The organism is Bacillus cereus group sp. N14, assembly GCF_016483555.1.
GTDB lineage: Bacteria > Bacillota > Bacilli > Bacillales > Bacillaceae_G > Bacillus_A > Bacillus_A wiedmannii.
This window is the reverse complement of sequence record NZ_JAEHBQ010000031.1, coordinates 22,883-39,742: the sequence shown is the minus strand read 5'-3', so window position 1 is coordinate 39,742 and position 16,860 is coordinate 22,883. Positions and strand designations below refer to the sequence as shown.

Genomic DNA, 16,860 nt, shown 5'->3' with positions numbered 1-16,860 from the left:
GTGAGCCCTCCACATAGGAGAATCCACCATCACAAATAACTGATTATTTCAAACCCAATTTTGCTTTCACTTTCGTAGGAAGCTCGTCTTTCTGCACTTCTTCCCAAGCTGTTACACCTTTTCATCTGAATGATATACACGTAGGAATGCTTCTTTACGAAGATTCTTTTGCGCAGTAAATTCTAACTCCTTTTCTTTACCTTCCTTATCAAAGCCCGATAATATATATTCATACTCCTTTCCCATCACTTCACCATCCATAGATTTTGAAACTCCCTCTTTTCCATCCATTGTAATTTGAACGTAATATTCATCTTTATCCATACGGTTGATATCACAACCAACTAAAAGACTTGCAAATACAACCAAAATACTAAAAAGTGCAATATATCTTTTCATGTTGTTCACCTCTTTAATTTTCTATTATACTGTATTCTTAATCTGTTTTCGTTTGAAGAGAAATTCAAAAACATAACGTCTGTAGGTTTAGAATAAAGTTTGATAATTTGTAATAAAGTTCAATGATTTTTAAAAAAGATTGATAAAAAGACCTGTTTTGTAGAGTATTTCTTTGTTCAACAATCGGGCCATTTAATTGAATAAGACTACACAAAAAGTCGCTTTCCCTTACGTAAGGAAAGTGTCTTTTTAGATAGATTTCCCCCTTGTTATCAAGCTATTTACTTTAAGATCCTTTGACAAATTCCGGAAATGTTGTTGACTATTCAGTTGAACTGTATTAAGTTGTTATTAAGTTGAACTATATAGTCGAACTGAATAAAGGGTGAGGATATGAAACATAAATTATTACCGTTGTCTGAAACAATGCATTATATTTTATTAGCTATGCGTGAGCCACTCCATGGCTATGCCGTAATGCAGAAGATAGAAAAGATAAGTAAAGGTACTGTTATTTTAGCAGCTGGTACATTATACGGTGCGATTGAAAACTTGAATAAGCATGGTTGGATTGAACCTGTTGGAGAGTTAGGTCGAAGAAAAGTTTATATGATAACTGCAGAAGGAAGCGCCATTTTGAAAATGGAACAAAACAGGTTATTACATATTTTATCTCTGTACGAAAGAAGTGAATCCAATGAAAAAATTTAAGATGTTTTTTGATATTGAAAAAGAGGAGCAATGGCTGAACGAGCAATTACAAAAGGGCTATCGTTGTACAAATATTAGTGGATTAGGAATATACACTTTCGAAAAAACTGACAAGAGATATGTTATGAGACTTGATTATCAAGATTATTTACCTAAGAAAAAGTTGGTTGAATACAAAGGGATATATAAGGATTTCGGTTGGAACTATATAAAGGGGCCCCGGCTTAGTGGAATACGGTATTGGCAAAAAGAAGATGATGATCAAAATGAAATCTTCTCGGATCGCCAATCAAAGGATAATTATTATAAAAGATTAATGGGTTATTCATTTTGGTTTGGTACGCTGTGTTTAGCTTATTCTTATATGTTTTACAAGGATTCGGGATTATATCATGAAGGTCTTTGGAGTATGAAAGATTCATTATTTTGGAAGGCATTTTTATTTGAAACTCCATTTGTCCTTGTGAAGTTGTCTCCCACACTTCTGTTTGTTTTTTTGGCTAGCATTTTCTATAAAGTTTATCGAAAGTATTCAATGTTAAAAGAAAAATAAACGTTTTTGAAATCTTCCAGAATCGGGCGCGATTGCAGCATTGTGCCCTTTATGCCCTATAAGGGCCATTTAACTGAAAAAGAATTAAACAAAGGAGCCAATATGAATACAAAATTAATTTTGATCGAAGGTTTACCTGGATCTGGAAAAACAACTATTGCAAAACTTGTACATGAGCTTATGAAAAAACAAGGGTTGAATGCCCAACTCTTTTTAGAAGGCAATTTGGATCACCCTGCTGATTATGAAAGTGTCGCTTTTTTTGATAAAAACGAATATGGGAGACTTCTAGAGGAATACCCTGAGTACCAACAAATGCTGAAAAATAATGTGGTGATGAAAGAAAACGGGTGTTTTATTCCGTATGTTAAAATGAAAGAAAAATACGGAAAACAAATATCTCATCAGCTATTCAATGAGATTTGTACTCGTGATATTTATGAACTTTCATTTGAAAAAAATGTAGAACTTATAACGGAAAGATGGAATGGTTTTGGTAAAAAGGCACTTCGTGAAAATTCACCTTATGTATTTGAATGTTGTTTTATGCAAAACCCATTGACTATCGGATTGGTCAAATATAATAGATCGATGGAAGAGGTTTCGGACTACGTTTTAGGGTTAGCCGAGACCATAAAAAGTTTAAATCCATTATTAATATATGTAAATCAAAACAACCTTGAAACTTCCTTTAAAAGAGCTTTAGATGAACGACCAAAAGCATGGTCGGAGGGATTTATCGAATATTATACTAAACAGGGTTATGGAGAAAACCACAAATTTTATGGAGTGGATGGAACTATTGAGGTGTTAGAAGCGATGAAGTTGCTCGAAAAAAAAATCTACGACAATCTTGATATGAAGAAAATTTGGCTTGATAATTCTCAATTCAATCTGGGTAAGACCAAATTAATATTAAAAGAAAAATTAGAAGATATTTTTAAATAATGTTCAACAAAAGGGCGCCATTCTTAAGTAAGAAGCCGTCTTCTTTTATTGGGCCATTTTCTGGAATAAAGAGATTACTCAAATCACGGAATTTTGAAATAATTTTTATTAAGTTAATGGGCAGGAATTTAGAATATGGCCGAAGCATATTGTATATAAAAAATTAACATTAGTTTCTTAATTCTTTTTATTGGGAGGAAGAGTCGGATGGAAATAAAATGGATAGGTGTTAGCGTCCTCACCGGATTCTTTCTACTGGAGCTTGGTGCAATGGCTGCGTTCAGTTACTGGGGTTATCATATCAAGACAGGGGCAGCGGTCAAAATTATACTCGCGGTTGCCACGCCACTAGTCATAGCAACTCTATGGGGTATGTTTCTCTCTCCGAAGGCGTCGCTCCCCATCTTCTCCTTCCCCATACGAACTACGCTTAAGCTGGTTGTGTTCATTGTTGCTTCCGCAGCTTTGTACGCAAGTGGGCAAAGCGCGTTCGCAGTTACTTTTCTGACGGTGTCCCTTCTTATCGTGGCAGCAGTCTTCATCCTGAAGCTTCATAATGTATATATGTGAAGTGGATTAGTCTAAAACCGAACTTCAATAATCGGGCGCTTTAATTGAGTAAGGTTCACAAAAATTATCAAACTTTTTTATAAAAGGATGATTCAATTAAATATAGAAAAAGCGTATTTTGATCAATCTTTTTTTCAAAACACGCTTTTTCTATTCGCTCTTTTATCAAGATTTATTAAGTTAATTTAATCAAACTTTATTCAAAAGATACAACGTCAACATTACATTTTCGTAAGATAACAAAATTAACTACAGAAATACTTACAAATGAGATATTATCCCCCTAGACGCTATACAATGAAATATTTGCTTAACCATTGAAAATCATTTGAAGGATTACTTTCTTCTTCATGTTCTTTACTATTTCATGACTTGTTTCAAATTAACTTCCCTCATTTACCGCCTTCTAACAATCAGCATCACACATGGCTTAATACATTACTGAAAAGAAAAAAGCTCTGCACTATGCAGGCTTTCTTTATGATTTTACCGCTAAATTATTTATAAAACGTTCTATAGAATTTGCCTGGAATATACGGAAATAAGGAGATTGAACATCGTAATGTTTGTCAGTAATGATAAGGATTGAAGGAAAAAATTTAGAAGCTTTCGGCTGCCAATATTCATTATGCCATTCTTGGCTATGGAAGTATAACTCATATCTATTTATCTTATCTTGCATTATTTTTTTACTGTACACTGACTTTTGAACTTCAATAAAGAATGGTGATCTACGCCATATAGTAAAAGCATCCGGCTCCATATATTCTTTCCCATACTTTGGTTCAACTTTGAATAGTTTAGGATTTTCATAATGAACGAGTTGTTTGTATACGTCCACAATACCAAGGAAATGAGGGATTTTTTGACTTGTCTTTCTGATAGAACTCGGTTGCGGAAAATAAATGTATGGGTGCTGCGAAACATTAGCATCAACATGGCCATCTCTTCTTAATCGTTTCATAACCGTATTACAGCAAGTTACCGCATTCTTTAATTCTTGAAAATGCAAGTCAATAATATCGTCACGGGACATGCATCTAAATCGATTCAAATCATTCAAAATTCCTTTATCTCTACTCTTCATCATCTAACACCCCAAATAACGAAATTTCTTCTTGCGATGAATTCTGGAGTATTTTCTCCTCTTTAGGCATGCGATATGGTTCAACAATTTGTTTCGCCTTACTTAATTCCAAATAAGGAGCTTGCACTTTCTTTAATCCATTTCGTTTTAAAATCATTTGGCCTGATAGCTCTAAATGCTCTGAACCAGGAGTACCCATGATATTACTATTAATTGCACTATCACATTTAAAGCCGATTCTTACGGTCATATTGAGCTTTAACTTACCATCTAACACTTTCGCATCTGGCCGCTGCATACTAAGCATAAGAAAAACTCCAAGTGATCGACCGACTGCTGAAATCTTTTCAATTGTAGTCATACACTCTTTTTCATCTTTTAGCATGGCCACTTCATCGATAGCAAGTAGAATATATGGTTTTTGATGATCTGGATTTAATTTGTTGTACGCATCAATATGATCAACCTCATATTCTTCCATAAGTTTTCTTCGTTCTCTAATTTCCTTCCACACCTTTTGAAGCATTATTTTCATTTCAATTTCTTCCATACAAACTTCTTTTACATGCTTCACTCTTCGCAAGAAATGAAATTCAGAGTTTTTTAAATCACCAAGATACAAATGCAACGTATCAGGAGACATATATTGAATGAGTGTGGATAGTACAACACGTACCATACTACTTTTCCCGCTTCCCGTTTCCCCTGCTATTAATAAGTGTGGTGTATTGGAATCAACCATATCGTACGTAATCGTTTTTCCAAATTGATCCCGGCCAACCACAACAGGAAGACGGTATTCTTTTAATAATGGCTGCCATTCTTTATAACAGTAATTGTATGATTTTAGTCCAGCATCTGAACGGAATACATGTAGTACAAACTTTTTCACATCCCCTTCAATCATAATATTCCGTCCTAATATTTGCTGAAAACAAAACCACTTCTTTTCAATCTTCTGTGGATCTAATCCGTTTGGTATGGTAAAAACATACCTCACGCTTTCTGCTGAAGAAGAAACATTATGTACCTTTGGATAAATAGGCACTTTGCCCCCACGCGTTTGATGTTCCGTATATAAACCTGCTTTTCCGAACACCTCCATAAGCTGATTCTTTAACCTTTGCGTACGAAGCCACTCCTTTATAATCCCCATTACTCCCTTCCCTCCTTAAAACATGATTACGATACGAACAAATACATATCCAATCAAGCAAACTCCACCAATTCGCGTGCCGTGATAAATACCTTCGCTTACAAATTTAGCTGCTGATATATAGTCATGTCGCACCAAGTATTTTTCTAACATGACTGCTCCGATTAAAGTCGTTCCCATAACTCCTAATGCAATGTAAGTATGTAATACCTGATCCGACATATGAAGGAATGCGAAAGGACTTAATGAATTGTATTTACGAATTTTCTTTTCTGTATCTTTGTATGACCGATCCATAAACTCGCGAAAAGGAATTGTTTCTTTCCTAGCACGCATTTAAATACCCCCTTTATAAACAGAATTTAGAATGTAGATATTACATAGCTTCATCTACTTAATACCGTGGTAGTTTTACCTTGGTAGAAATCTTGATAAATACTGTGGTAATCATTCGCAACTTACTTTGGTAACCTCGTATTCTTCTATCTTAATAAATACCGTGGTAGCTGCTTTGATACATCATATTGTGGACAGCTTGTACATTATGTAAAAAACTTTTTCCGTCTATGCGAATAGTTTTTTACATTTATGTCCACAATGTTGAAAATAGGTTCAGGAGGGATTTAAGTGTTTTGGAAATTCGGAGGGAAAAACCGAACGAAATTAGGTGATTTTTTAGATCGGAATGGCTTCACCCAAAATGATTTAGAAAAGACCGCAAAATTAAGTCGTCCTACAGTTTCAAAGGCGTGCAATGATAAAGAATACATACCTAGTCCAACTGTAATGAAAAAGATTTTAAAAGTTATTAGGCAAATAAAACCCAATGTTAAATCCACCGACTTTTGGGATATGTAAAAACTGGCTAACTAGAGTCAGTTTTATTTTTTTACAAAAACCACTTCATAAAAGAACGTACATTCGTGTATAATAAGAACATGCGTTCTCACCAAAAGAGGCATAACGGTGTATGATTACTCAATCTTGCCAAATCGAATTGTTTTATGTGTAGATCTTCGTAGCTTTTATGCAAGCGTGTCCTGTATCAAGATGGGATTAGACCCACTACATACCAAATTAGCTGTAGTAGGAGACGTAAACAGGAGTGGTTCCATTGTTTTAGCTGCAACACCACCACTAAAGGCATTAGGTGTTAAGAAAATGGCAAGGTTGTACGAAATACCACGACGCAAAGACATTCTTGTGGTAAACCCAATCATGGGCACTTATATAAAATGCTCAAATTACATAACAAAATTAGCTTTACAATACGTTCCGATTGAGGATTTTCACCAATACAGCATTGACGAATTTTTCATGGACATTACAGATAGCGTCCATTTATTCGCCCAAGATCCATACGAATTCGCTATGAAATTCAAACGTGAAATATACGATCATACACGAGTTGAATGTACCATTGGAATTGCTCCTAACCCATTAATCAGTAAGGTTGCTTTAGACATTGAAGCTAAGAAGAACAAAGACGGGATTGCTTTTTGGAAGTACGAGGATGTACCTGCAAAACTATGGAGCATACGACCACTTAATAAATTTTGGGGCATATCATATAAAACAGAAGAAAAGTTAAATCGAAAGGGAATACACTCTATTGGAGATTTAGCCAATTACCCCCTTAAATACTTAAAACAGAGCTTCGGCAAGATTGGAGAAGAATTACACTTACATAGCCACGGAATTGACTTTAGTCGCATTTCAGAAAAATATGTTCCTGCCACAACTTCTATTGGAAAAAGCCAAATCCTAATGCGTGACTACACAATAGAAGAATTTCCGATTATTCTACTGGAACATATTGAAGAAGTTTGTTATCGGCTTAGAAGACAAAACAAACTTGCTCAAACCGTTCATTTTTCAGTTGGTTATAGTAAGAGTTATAACGGTGGTATTAGAAAAACACATACTTTAAGTCGTCCAACTAACCTAACAATGGATATTTATAAGATTTGTACATACTTTTTGCATCAACAATATACTGGTGAACCCCTCCGCAGCATAAACATATCCTTAACAAACCTACTTCGGGAAGGAGAAGAACAAATTTCTCTTTTTGATGATGTCACGCAGCGAGAACAAGAAATGAAGTTAACAAAAGTAATGGATGAAATACGCACAAAGTTTGGGAAGAACAGTATTTTACGAGGGATTTCCTACACGCATAGCGCTACAGCTAGATACAGAAACACACTTTTAGGGGGACATAAATCTTGAACAATGCTAATATGCCAAAAGGAAGAAAAATGGTCAAATGGACTCCGTTTGCAGCAATGCCTGAACAGTTTGCTGGTATTCGTGAAATCATTAAGGAGAAAAACAAAGTAACTCGGCCGATCTTAACCGCTAAAGAAAAAGAACTGATCGAGAACATGTTGTTATGTTCCTTATTATCTGAAGAAGAAATACTAATTACATATTATGAAGATGGTTATTTACTCTCTAGCTATATGACTGTTGTTGGTATTGACCAGCAAAATAGTGCTGTCATATGTACCGATGCTTTTCGTAATAAGATGACACTACGATTTTCTAATATAATAGACGTAAAATAGAATAGATTTAAGTGATCAGATTTGAATTGTTATAAAGGAGTGTATAAAATGCAAGGGAATCAGCTAAGAAGGAATACAGCAAGAGCAGTTATTCATAACGATATAAATAACTATCCCTATTTAAGTATACCTATGATTATCAATAAAAAAGATGGAATGATTTACGAGGTTTTAAGTGCTGGTTTTCATAATAATGATGCCGCAGCAATGATAACAACAGACGGTTTCGCTACAACCAGGGTAAATACACCAATCGTATCAGTAAAAAATAATAATGGTAGCATTCAATTTTACCGCTTACCTTTAGAACTGGAATATTGGGTACTTTCTTGTATGCGTACTGCTTCAACAGGGAAAAATCCATTCCCCTGTAAAGTTACTTTTGGAATAATTGACACTAAATTTCATGTGGAATTTAGATGAAAATTAACCGGTTCACTATACGTAAAGAACCGGTTAATTTTTCATTGAATCCTTATCTCGTAATGGAAGTAGATTAGTAAGGTTTATTTTTTTCTTTAAGTTCTATACATAATCTCCCGTTAATGTGATATGCCCCCCTTTGTGATGTAGTTGTTGTTTTAAAATAAAGTTTGTTCAAATTAATACAAATGGCCTTGATAAACGAACAAAAAGAAAGAGCCTGTTTTGAAAAAAGATTAATAAAAACAGGTTCTTAAAATATTCTAACCAATTACTTTTTTATAAAAAAGTTTAATCGTTTTTTGTGTTGATGGTTCAACTACAGCACCTGTTATTGATTAACCTCTAGAGAAACCAAGTAAGAAGAACTGCAATTATAAAACTTTGAAAAAGGTAGATGACAAATCCTTTTCCCTTGTTTCTTTTTTCTTTAAACAAGTAGGTATTAACTATGAAGCCGATAACTCCTATAAATACAAAAGTAACAATAAATGTTAAAACGAACTGATATGTCATTTTAACAGCTCCTTGTTTTTAAACTAATATCACAACAATACTACATTTACCTTAATTTGATAATTAATCTTCTCTGTTAGCTCAAAAAGAAAAAAATCGAAATCACAGATAGATTTCGGTTCATCATTTTTATAAACGGTTAAACTTTTTTCAAAACGGTGCGACTTTTTTATAAACAGTTCAACTTTGTTTCAAACCAACAGTAGTCAGTAATTCTCTTGTTTTCAATCTCCCCTTCTCTTATATATCCATCCTAACTATATAAAAGGCCTCAAAAAACTTTGTTTTTTGAGGCTCGGATAACTGTTTAGTATAGACGTTTCAATACTTGTATCATTTCTGGTTTGATATTAATACTTGAACGGATTTCTTTAGCTTTTTGTTCAGCTTCTTCTACGTTAGATGCATGCCCTAATTCTACTAATAACCCAGTTGCAACTGTACCTGTACGATTTCGTCCACCGGAACAATGGAAGAATACTTTTCCCCCTTTTTCTACAGCTTCTTTAACTGCCCCAATGGCATTTCTCACTGATTCATCTTGTCCCTCTACACCTTCTACAATTGGATAAGCATGTCGCTTAGCTTCAGCTGGAAACCCTTCTGGTTCTTCTCCTCCAGCACGCAAGTCAAAAACCTCTGTAATCCCGTGCTTTTTTACTGCATCTTGTATAGCGTCTACTCCACCAATATATACTTTTCCTTTTACAAGTTCGTGATAGTTCGTCATGTTTGTTAGTCTCCTCTTATTTAGAATTTAGCAGCAATTCGATCCGCCACTTATTACAAGGCCTGCACCTTGTTGATCTTCTACATAGTCTAGTGTCAATGTATTTACAAGTTCAACAACCTTTGGATCCATAGCAACTTGAATACCGTTTACTGTTTCTTTGACATCATTTTCTTGTGCTTCGCCTAAATTAATACCGTAGCTAGGACCACAGCATCCAGCACCATCAAATGTAAAACGTAATGTTGAAACACCATTTTCTTTCATAGCAGTTTCAATAAACGCTTTTGCTTTATCTGTAATATTCATTTTCATTTCTCCCCTTCATAGTAACTAATTAAAAATGTTTTATTTTACTAAATCTTTAAGCTTGTCATACCCTACAATATCTTCCGATTGCCAAGGAATGATAACACAGTTATTTTGTGATTCCTTTTGTACCGCTTGAATCCACTGTATTTCAGACTGCGCTCTTCCTCTTAACACTAAAACGCTTGTATGTGTTGCGTAAAAACTTTGATTGATAACCCACCATTTTGGAGTAATATCCGCACGTTTTAAGTCTTCTTGTAGACGGCTTGCTTCATGAACTGGTGTCGCTTCTGCAAGCGTTACAATTACAACACTTGTTTCTTCCGGATTACGCAAACGTGGTAATAAGTTCTTCACGGACTGTGGTACTTCACCGGAAGAACGTGCAATTTCCTTATGATACGTTTGTGCCGCATCTAACAACAATAACGTATGACCTGTTGGCGCTGTATCAATAACTACAATTTCATCATTTGCTCTTTCAACAATATCCGCTAAAGCACGGAAAACTGCGATTTCTTCTGTACAAGGAGAACGTAAATCTTCTTCTAAATACGCTAAACCTTCTTCGTCAACCGTATCTTTTGCTTGCTCTATGACTTCCTTACGATAGTTTTCAACTTCTACTTTTGGATCAATTCGACTTATTGTAATATTCCCTTGTTCTCCATGCATGACATAATCAATATGTGCTGCGGGATCAGTTGTAGTTAAGTGTACATGGTGTCCTTTTTCAGCCAGACCAACTGCAATTGTAGAAGCTACAGTAGTCTTTCCGACACCACCTTTCCCCATTGTAAAAATTACTCGTTTGCCTGACTCTGAAAGATTAGTAATCAATGACTGAAGTGAAGGAATAGAGACGGTATTTGCTTCTTCGTTCGAAATCGAGAGATTTTCCATTGGTTGAACCAGTTTTCTCATATTCTCTAAACCAGTAACATTAAATGGTACTAATGGAATTTCATAAGTAGGAAGATTTTTTAATTCTTTTGCCATGTTCTCTAACGCGCGTGATTGTCTCTTGAACAATGCAGTTGAGACATCATCATTTTGCACATAGTCTTTCAAGACCCCATTTACTAGTAGAAATTGATTACTAACACCAATTTCTTTTAATTCATGAGCTGCTCGTTCCGCTTCTTGCAATGGAGAACTATCTGGTCGTGTAACAAGCAATAACATTGTTTGGTTCGGATTAGATAGCGCCTGAACCGTTTGACTATATAACTCTTTTTTATCACCAAGCCCTGCCAATGGTCCTAAACAAGAAGCTCCATGAGTACTTTCTTCTAGGAAACCACTCCAAGCCGTAGGAAGTTGAAGAAGACGTAACGTATGACCTGTTGGCGCTGTATCAAATATAATGTGATCGAATTTCGATGTTAATTCTTTATTTGTAAGTAACGTAGAAAATTCATCAAATGCAGCCATTTCTACTGTGCAAGCTCCGGATAATTGCTCTTCCATCGTTGCAATAACAGCATCTGGGAGCTTTCCACGGTATGGACCAACAACACGTTCTTTATATTCATGGGCTGCTGTTTCAGGATCCAAGTTAGCTACTTGTAGATTCGGAACACTTGGAATTTCTTTCGGTTTATTCGTAAGTTCTATTTCGAACACATCTTGTAAATTAGAAGCTGGGTCAGTACTTATTAATAAAACTTGTTTCCCCATATCAGCTAACGTAATAGCTGTTGCACATGCAGTAGATGTTTTTCCAACTCCGCCTTTACCAGTAAAGAATAAAAATGGTGTGAATGCTATTGTGTTTGGATTATATAAGTTTGTCATTGCCTTTCACTTCTTTCTCTATTTTTTCACGTTTAGCTTTAAACGTACGACTGGCTTTTGACTCAACTCTTCTTTTGTTACATCTGTTAATTGGGCAAGTTCTTCATTTGTAAGGTGACCTTTTTCTTTTACTACTTTTCCATCTACCAAAGTTACAGGTAACACGTCTGGTCCTTTATCTGTTAATAGTTGACTCATAACAACATTATTGGCAAATGCATCTGGTTCACTTGCCAAATTATAACGAGTCACATCAATTCCTCTATTCTTCAAGTTGTTAACAGCAACTGAAATACGAATTAACTCTGGATCAACACTTGGACCGCAAACTCCGGTAGAACAACACATTGCAGGATCAAAAATTTCAATCTTTTTCATCTCTGATTTCTCCCCTTCTTTATAAAAAAGCCGAGAAAGAATTCTCGGCCTATTTTGTTTTCAATTATTCTCCTGTTTCAGCATACTTTTTAATGCGTGCGCCAATTTCATCACGAACTCTTTGGAATACAGACCATTCTTGACCCGCTGGATCATCAAATCCCCAGTGAACTCGTTTTACATGAGGTGGTGTTGTCGGACATACATCATTTGCGTGACCACAAAGTGTTACAACTAAATCTGCTTTGTCTAAAATGTCACGGTCAATGATATCAGATGTTTGGTCCGTAATATCAATGTCTACTTCTTTCATTGCTTTAATTGCATTCGGATTTACTCCGTGTGCCTCAATACCTGCAGAAAGTACATTCCATTTGTCACCTAAATATTTTTTGCCCCAAGCTTCTGCCATTTGGCTACGACAAGAGTTTCCTGTGCATAAGAAGTAAATTGTTTTTTTGTTTTCCATGATAATTCCACCTTTTATGAATAGTTATTTTGGTTGTGTTTGAAAGTATTTACGTTGGAACCAAAGCGCAACATTGACAAGTGCTATCATAACTGGAACCTCGACTAAAGGTCCGATAACTGCTGCAAACGCTGCACCTGACTGAATTCCAAATACACCTACAGCTACTGCAATCGCTAGTTCAAAGTTATTACTTCCAGCTGTAAACGCTAATGTTGTTGATACCCCGTAACTTGCACCGATTTTTTTGCCCATAAAGAAAGAGACAAAGAACATGATTACAAAATAAATGAGCAATGGAATTGCAATACGTACAACATCAAATGGTACGCTAACAATCACTTCTCCTTTTAGAGAGAACATCACAATGATTGTAAATAGTAATGCGATTAAAGTAATTGGACTAATCTTTGGAATGAATACTTTTTCATACCATTCTCGTCCTTTCGTTTTTACAAAAATTAAGCGTGTTAGCATTCCTGCGATGAATGGAATTCCTAAATATATAAACACTGATTTTGCAACCTCTGCCATTGTAATATCTACAACAGCACCTTCAATTCCTAACCATTCTGGAATAACTGTTACAAACACATAAGCATATACTGAGAAAAATAACATTTGAAATACAGAGTTAAATGCTACTAATCCTGCCGCATATTCTGTATCACCTTTCGCTAAGTCATTCCATACGATAACCATCGCAATACAACGAGCTAAACCTATCATGATTAAGCCCACCATATATTCCGGCTTATCCGGTAAGAATATAACAGCCAAAGCAAACATCAATACAGGACCGATAATCCAGTTTTGTACCAGTGATAATACTAATACTTTTACATCTTTAAAAACGCGTCCCATTTCTTCGTAGCGTACTTTAGCGAGTGGCGGGTACATCATTAAAATTAAGCCAATCGCAAGTGGAATAGAAGTTGTTCCTACCTGTAGACTATTCATTCCATCAACGAATCCAGGTGATAGATATCCAACTCCAATCCCTACTGCCATTGCGAGAAAAATCCAAAGGGTTAGATATCGATCTAGGAAAGATAGACGTTTTTTCCCCGTGTTGCTCATCCTTCTCACTTCCCTTTCTAACTATTTATTAACAACCACACCGGAGTGTAGGATTGCTCTTCACAATTTGTTTAATTTTCTCTGTTTGGTCTGGTACATGTGCTAAAATATCTTCTATAAGAGTGTATAAATCACTTGCTTGATTTAAAGAATAATAAATCCACTGACCTCTACGCTCCTCCTGCACTAAACCTAAATCCTTTAACTTTCGAAGATGCTGACTGATAGAAGGTTGACTCATATCAAATACTTCAAGAAGTTCACAGACACAGCATTCACGTTGTTTAAGGATTGATACAATTGTTAATCTTGTTTTATCTCCTAATAGTTTCAGTAATTGGGATGCTCTTGTTACCTCTACAACTGTTTTTTCCATATCTACACCTACCTCATTATAATTACATAAGCATATGCTTATATGTTGTGTAAAAATAAAATGTATTATTCCTTCAATTTACTTTATTCTCACTTTCTAAATAAGTATATAACTATTTACTTATATGTTCAACTGAAAACTCTCACCTTTACAGAATCTTTACATTGAATTTCCTTATTTAAAATTTGTACTCTTTTTCTTATCCCAAAAGATATAAATGATAAATCCTATAGGTCCTGTTAAAAAGATAAATATTAACCATATCAGAAAATGCTGCTTACTAATTTTATTTTTCCGATATTCGAGTGTAACATATGTGCACATGTAAATTATCAAAAGATATATACTTACAATGAACAATTGATCTAACAAGCCTGTCCCCCCATTCTTTTTAATAAATAATTCCTAAGCACTTTTTAAAATCATATCATAAGTAAATAATTATATGTCTATATAAAAGGTAGTTCAGCTTACAAATACGCTAAGAGTCTAATCTTTTATGGCCATATTACCCATGAGAGTTATTTCACATATAAAGCAAAAGAATATGACATATATCATTTAGTTGTTTTTCTAAAGTACATTGATAGATACTAATAAATTTTTCAGTTGATTTCTAAAATACAAAATCGTAACAAACTACATACTAAAGGTATTTACATATTCATTGCATCTAATGTGTAAATACCTTTACCTTTTAAACTGCTGATACACCGTTATTTATTCTACAGATAATAATTTCTCAATAATCATCACATCAACATGTTCTCCGTCCATTACACCCTGCTTTTCAAACACTCCTACTTCACGATAACCCATTTTACGATATAAGCCTTGACCTAGATTATTAAAAGAAAAAGTAAACAAGACAAATTTATAGAATTCATTTTGCTGTCCGGTCTTTTCTAAAGCTAAAAGTAACTTCTGTCCCAAACCTTTCCCACGATATTCTCTCTTTATGTATATAGATAGTTCCCCTACACCACGATAAGCACATCGATGACTATATGGATTAATGGAAGCCCAACCGACAATATGAGAATTCTCTTCCATGACAATTACCGAATACCTTTTTTCTCGTTGAAATAGCCATTCCATCACATATTTATCTGTTTTTATTTCTGTCTCTAAAGTCGCAATACGATCCTCGATACCCTCATTATAAATAGTCATAATTTCCTGTAGATCTTGTTCAATTGCTTTTCTAATCTCCATACTTATCTCTCCCTTATACCCCTTATTCACCTCATATTTTTAAGTAGCTTATTAGCTTTCCCACAACAAATTTAGCATCTGATCCGACTCCCCTTAATGTCGCGGAAGAAAACGAACGCTGACCTTCTAAGCCAACATAATACACCCCTTGGACTTCTGTACTTACACCAGCTATTTGTAAAGGGTTTCCTTCTGAGTCCGGTGCTCCAATAGCATTGAAGTAAGAGAGATTAGGATGATAGTCCGTTGCAAAAATGACCGTATCGATTGGCTCTTTCTTCCCATCCGGCCAAACTACACCATCAGTATAAAAAGATGTAAACATAGGCTTTTGATCTGGATTCCCCCTAGCTAATCGTTCCTTGTAATCACCTAAATCGATGACTCCACCTGAACTCGGTGCTGTTTTTCCAAATCGCCAAAACGGAAAGGTATCTATGCCTAATACCTTAAGCCAAAAATGTAAATCCTTTCCCCACACTTTTTGTTTCATGAGTTGAACAGGCTTTCGTACAGCTAAAGATACTCTACTTACATCGGCCAGTTCAAGCGCAATTTGGACAGCTGAATTTCTCCGCCCCACCACCACTACTCTTTGATTGATATAATGATTCGGACTCCGATACATAGCGGAATGTATAATATTCCCCTTGAATTTCTCTTGATCCTTTATTATCGGATTAAACGGACTGTGGAAAGAGCCAGTTGCATTTATAATAGTTCTAGTCAGAAATGTCTTTCCAGAGACTGTTTGAACTTTAAATATTTCATCTTCTCTTTCTACAGATACAACTCGCTGATTTGTCATTACTGGCAGTTGGAATTTTTCCGCGTAATTTTGCAAGTAATCAATTACTTCATTTCTCGTAGGATACTCATTGGGATGCGCGGGGAATTTCATTCCAGGTAACGATGAAAAGAGTGCCGGAGAAAACAATTTCAGACTATCATAATAGCAAGGCCAAGATCCTGCAGTCTGTTCACTCGCTTCTAATATTAAAAATTGTAATCCCTTTTTTTGAAGGTGATAACCGGATGCAAGACCAGCTTGCCCTCCTCCGATTACAATGGAATCTAATATTTCTTTCATCTTTATTCCACCTTTTGATTTTATTTGCATTTTGCAACTAATAAAGAAAAGGAATTATTTCTCTGAGAACTTACAGCATACATTGAATTCGATATCGATGCGCTCAACGATAAAACGATGACAGTCTCTAAATTCATTAATATATGAAAAAATTCCATGTGAATATTCATTTACTTGTCAATCAATTGTCCGTACTGCATAAGCCCTTTTAAAATGTATTTAATTAGGTTGCTTCAATTCCTGATAAGCTTCAAGGAAATTCTGATAAGTTTCCTCTCCTAAACTATTAACTTGGAGTCCAAACATACTTTGAAAAAGATAATCTTTTGCTTTTTCAACGTTACATTGGTGGGCATTCATTATTAATCGCATATAGGATAAAAAATAACTCTTTTTCAAATTACCTGCATGATTAATAATCATTTCATTGTGTTCTCCTTTCAAACTTAATTATTCTGTAAGGAGATGTAATATAAATTA

General features: G+C 35.0%; 21 protein-coding genes and 1 pseudogene. 8 read left to right on the top strand and 14 right to left on the bottom strand.

Annotated features, from left to right (window positions below):
• Positions 1-43: 43 nt before the first annotated feature.
• Positions 44-399 (bottom strand): annotated as a pseudogene (locus JDS82_RS26810) (YxeA family protein).
• 393 nt (positions 400-792) lie between these two features.
• Here JDS82_RS26810 and JDS82_RS26805 point away from each other — a divergent pair.
• The 4 genes from JDS82_RS26805 (at position 793) to JDS82_RS26790 (ending at position 3,181) form a co-directional block, all read left to right on the top strand.
• The gene (locus JDS82_RS26805) at positions 793-1,110 is read left to right on the top strand and encodes a PadR family transcriptional regulator (RefSeq protein WP_002069545.1); all 318 of its coding nucleotides are present in this window, start codon (positions 793-795) and stop codon (positions 1,108-1,110) included.
• The gene (locus JDS82_RS26800; RefSeq protein ID WP_199714210.1) at positions 1,097-1,663 is read left to right on the top strand and encodes a DUF2812 domain-containing protein; all 567 of its coding nucleotides are present in this window, start codon (positions 1,097-1,099) and stop codon (positions 1,661-1,663) included. The genes JDS82_RS26805 and JDS82_RS26800 overlap by 14 nt, the downstream gene beginning before the upstream one ends.
• 102 nt (positions 1,664-1,765) lie before the next feature.
• A complete protein-coding gene (locus JDS82_RS26795; RefSeq protein ID WP_199714209.1) occupies positions 1,766-2,611 on the top strand; it encodes a P-loop NTPase family protein in 846 nt (281 codons plus the stop codon).
• A 207-nt stretch (positions 2,612-2,818) separates the two neighbouring features.
• Positions 2,819-3,181, top strand: coding sequence for a YrdB family protein (locus tag JDS82_RS26790; RefSeq protein WP_002162367.1), 363 nt, complete (start codon positions 2,819-2,821; stop codon positions 3,179-3,181).
• A gap of 478 nt (positions 3,182-3,659) precedes the next feature.
• On the opposite strand, the gene JDS82_RS26785 is transcribed toward JDS82_RS26790, so the two are convergent.
• The 3 genes from JDS82_RS26785 to JDS82_RS26775 are packed head-to-tail and all read right to left on the bottom strand — an operon-like array spanning position 3,660 to position 5,760.
• Positions 3,660-4,235: a replication-relaxation family protein gene (locus JDS82_RS26785; protein ID WP_199714217.1), complete on the bottom strand. Its 576-nt coding sequence runs from the start codon at positions 4,233-4,235 to the stop codon at positions 3,660-3,662.
• Positions 4,236-4,257: 22 nt separating this feature from the next.
• Positions 4,258-5,424 carry an FtsK/SpoIIIE domain-containing protein gene (locus JDS82_RS26780; RefSeq protein WP_199714208.1) on the bottom strand — a complete coding sequence of 389 codons (1,167 nt, stop codon included), beginning with the start codon at positions 5,422-5,424 and terminating at the stop codon, positions 4,258-4,260.
• A gap of 15 nt (positions 5,425-5,439) precedes the next feature.
• Entirely contained in the window at positions 5,440-5,760 is a 321-nt protein-coding gene (locus JDS82_RS26775) for a hypothetical protein (protein ID WP_199714207.1), read from the bottom strand.
• 291 nt (positions 5,761-6,051) lie between these two features.
• Between JDS82_RS26775 and JDS82_RS26770 the strand changes: the two genes are divergently transcribed.
• From JDS82_RS26770 to JDS82_RS26755, 4 genes are all read left to right on the top strand, one after another.
• Complete coding sequence (locus tag JDS82_RS26770) at positions 6,052-6,282, top strand: helix-turn-helix domain-containing protein (protein WP_002150963.1); 231 nt, start codon at positions 6,052-6,054, stop codon at positions 6,280-6,282.
• Positions 6,283-6,390: 108 nt separating this feature from the next.
• Positions 6,391-7,656 carry a Y-family DNA polymerase gene (locus JDS82_RS26765; RefSeq protein ID WP_199714206.1) on the top strand — a complete coding sequence of 422 codons (1,266 nt, stop codon included), beginning with the start codon at positions 6,391-6,393 and terminating at the stop codon, positions 7,654-7,656.
• Positions 7,653-7,994 carry a YolD-like family protein gene (locus JDS82_RS26760; RefSeq protein ID WP_199714205.1) on the top strand — a complete coding sequence of 114 codons (342 nt, stop codon included), beginning with the start codon at positions 7,653-7,655 and terminating at the stop codon, positions 7,992-7,994. Before JDS82_RS26765 ends, JDS82_RS26760 begins: the two co-directional genes overlap by 4 nt.
• Before the next feature lie 48 nt (positions 7,995-8,042).
• Positions 8,043-8,417: a hypothetical protein gene (locus tag JDS82_RS26755; protein WP_199714204.1), complete on the top strand. Its 375-nt coding sequence runs from the start codon at positions 8,043-8,045 to the stop codon at positions 8,415-8,417.
• Positions 8,418-9,240: 823 nt separating this feature from the next.
• Here the strand turns inward: JDS82_RS26755 and JDS82_RS26750 are convergent.
• From JDS82_RS26750 to JDS82_RS26705, 10 genes are all read right to left on the bottom strand, one after another.
• Positions 9,241-9,663: a protein-tyrosine phosphatase family protein gene (locus tag JDS82_RS26750; RefSeq protein ID WP_199714203.1), complete on the bottom strand. Its 423-nt coding sequence runs from the start codon at positions 9,661-9,663 to the stop codon at positions 9,241-9,243.
• A 27-nt stretch (positions 9,664-9,690) separates the two neighbouring features.
• Positions 9,691-9,972: a HesB/IscA family protein gene (locus tag JDS82_RS26745; RefSeq protein WP_199714202.1), complete on the bottom strand. Its 282-nt coding sequence runs from the start codon at positions 9,970-9,972 to the stop codon at positions 9,691-9,693.
• 39 nt (positions 9,973-10,011) lie between these two features.
• Positions 10,012-11,772: an arsenical pump-driving ATPase gene (gene arsA, locus JDS82_RS26740; RefSeq protein WP_199714201.1), complete on the bottom strand. Its 1,761-nt coding sequence runs from the start codon at positions 11,770-11,772 to the stop codon at positions 10,012-10,014.
• An 18-nt stretch (positions 11,773-11,790) separates the two neighbouring features.
• On the bottom strand, positions 11,791-12,150 hold the full coding sequence (gene arsD, locus JDS82_RS26735; RefSeq protein ID WP_199714200.1) for an arsenite efflux transporter metallochaperone ArsD: 360 nt from the start codon (positions 12,148-12,150) through the stop codon (positions 11,791-11,793).
• A gap of 64 nt (positions 12,151-12,214) precedes the next feature.
• Positions 12,215-12,619, bottom strand: a complete 405-nt coding sequence (gene arsC, locus JDS82_RS26730; protein ID WP_000428327.1) for an arsenate reductase (thioredoxin) — start codon at positions 12,617-12,619, stop codon at positions 12,215-12,217.
• Between the two features lie 24 nt (positions 12,620-12,643).
• Positions 12,644-13,699, bottom strand: a complete 1,056-nt coding sequence (arsB, locus tag JDS82_RS26725) for an ACR3 family arsenite efflux transporter (RefSeq protein ID WP_088038733.1) — start codon at positions 13,697-13,699, stop codon at positions 12,644-12,646.
• Between the two features lie 28 nt (positions 13,700-13,727).
• A complete protein-coding gene (locus JDS82_RS26720) occupies positions 13,728-14,075 on the bottom strand; it encodes an ArsR/SmtB family transcription factor (RefSeq protein WP_199714199.1) in 348 nt (115 codons plus the stop codon).
• Between the two features lie 720 nt (positions 14,076-14,795).
• Positions 14,796-15,290 (bottom strand): arsinothricin resistance N-acetyltransferase ArsN1 family A, encoded by a 495-nt coding sequence (locus JDS82_RS26715; RefSeq protein WP_199714198.1) that lies wholly within the window; start codon positions 15,288-15,290, stop codon positions 14,796-14,798.
• A 31-nt stretch (positions 15,291-15,321) separates the two neighbouring features.
• A complete protein-coding gene (locus JDS82_RS26710) occupies positions 15,322-16,380 on the bottom strand; it encodes a flavin-containing monooxygenase (protein ID WP_199714197.1) in 1,059 nt (352 codons plus the stop codon).
• A gap of 219 nt (positions 16,381-16,599) precedes the next feature.
• Positions 16,600-16,803, bottom strand: coding sequence for a hypothetical protein (locus JDS82_RS26705; RefSeq protein WP_199709693.1), 204 nt, complete (start codon positions 16,801-16,803; stop codon positions 16,600-16,602).
• Between the last annotated feature and the right edge of the window lie 57 nt (positions 16,804-16,860).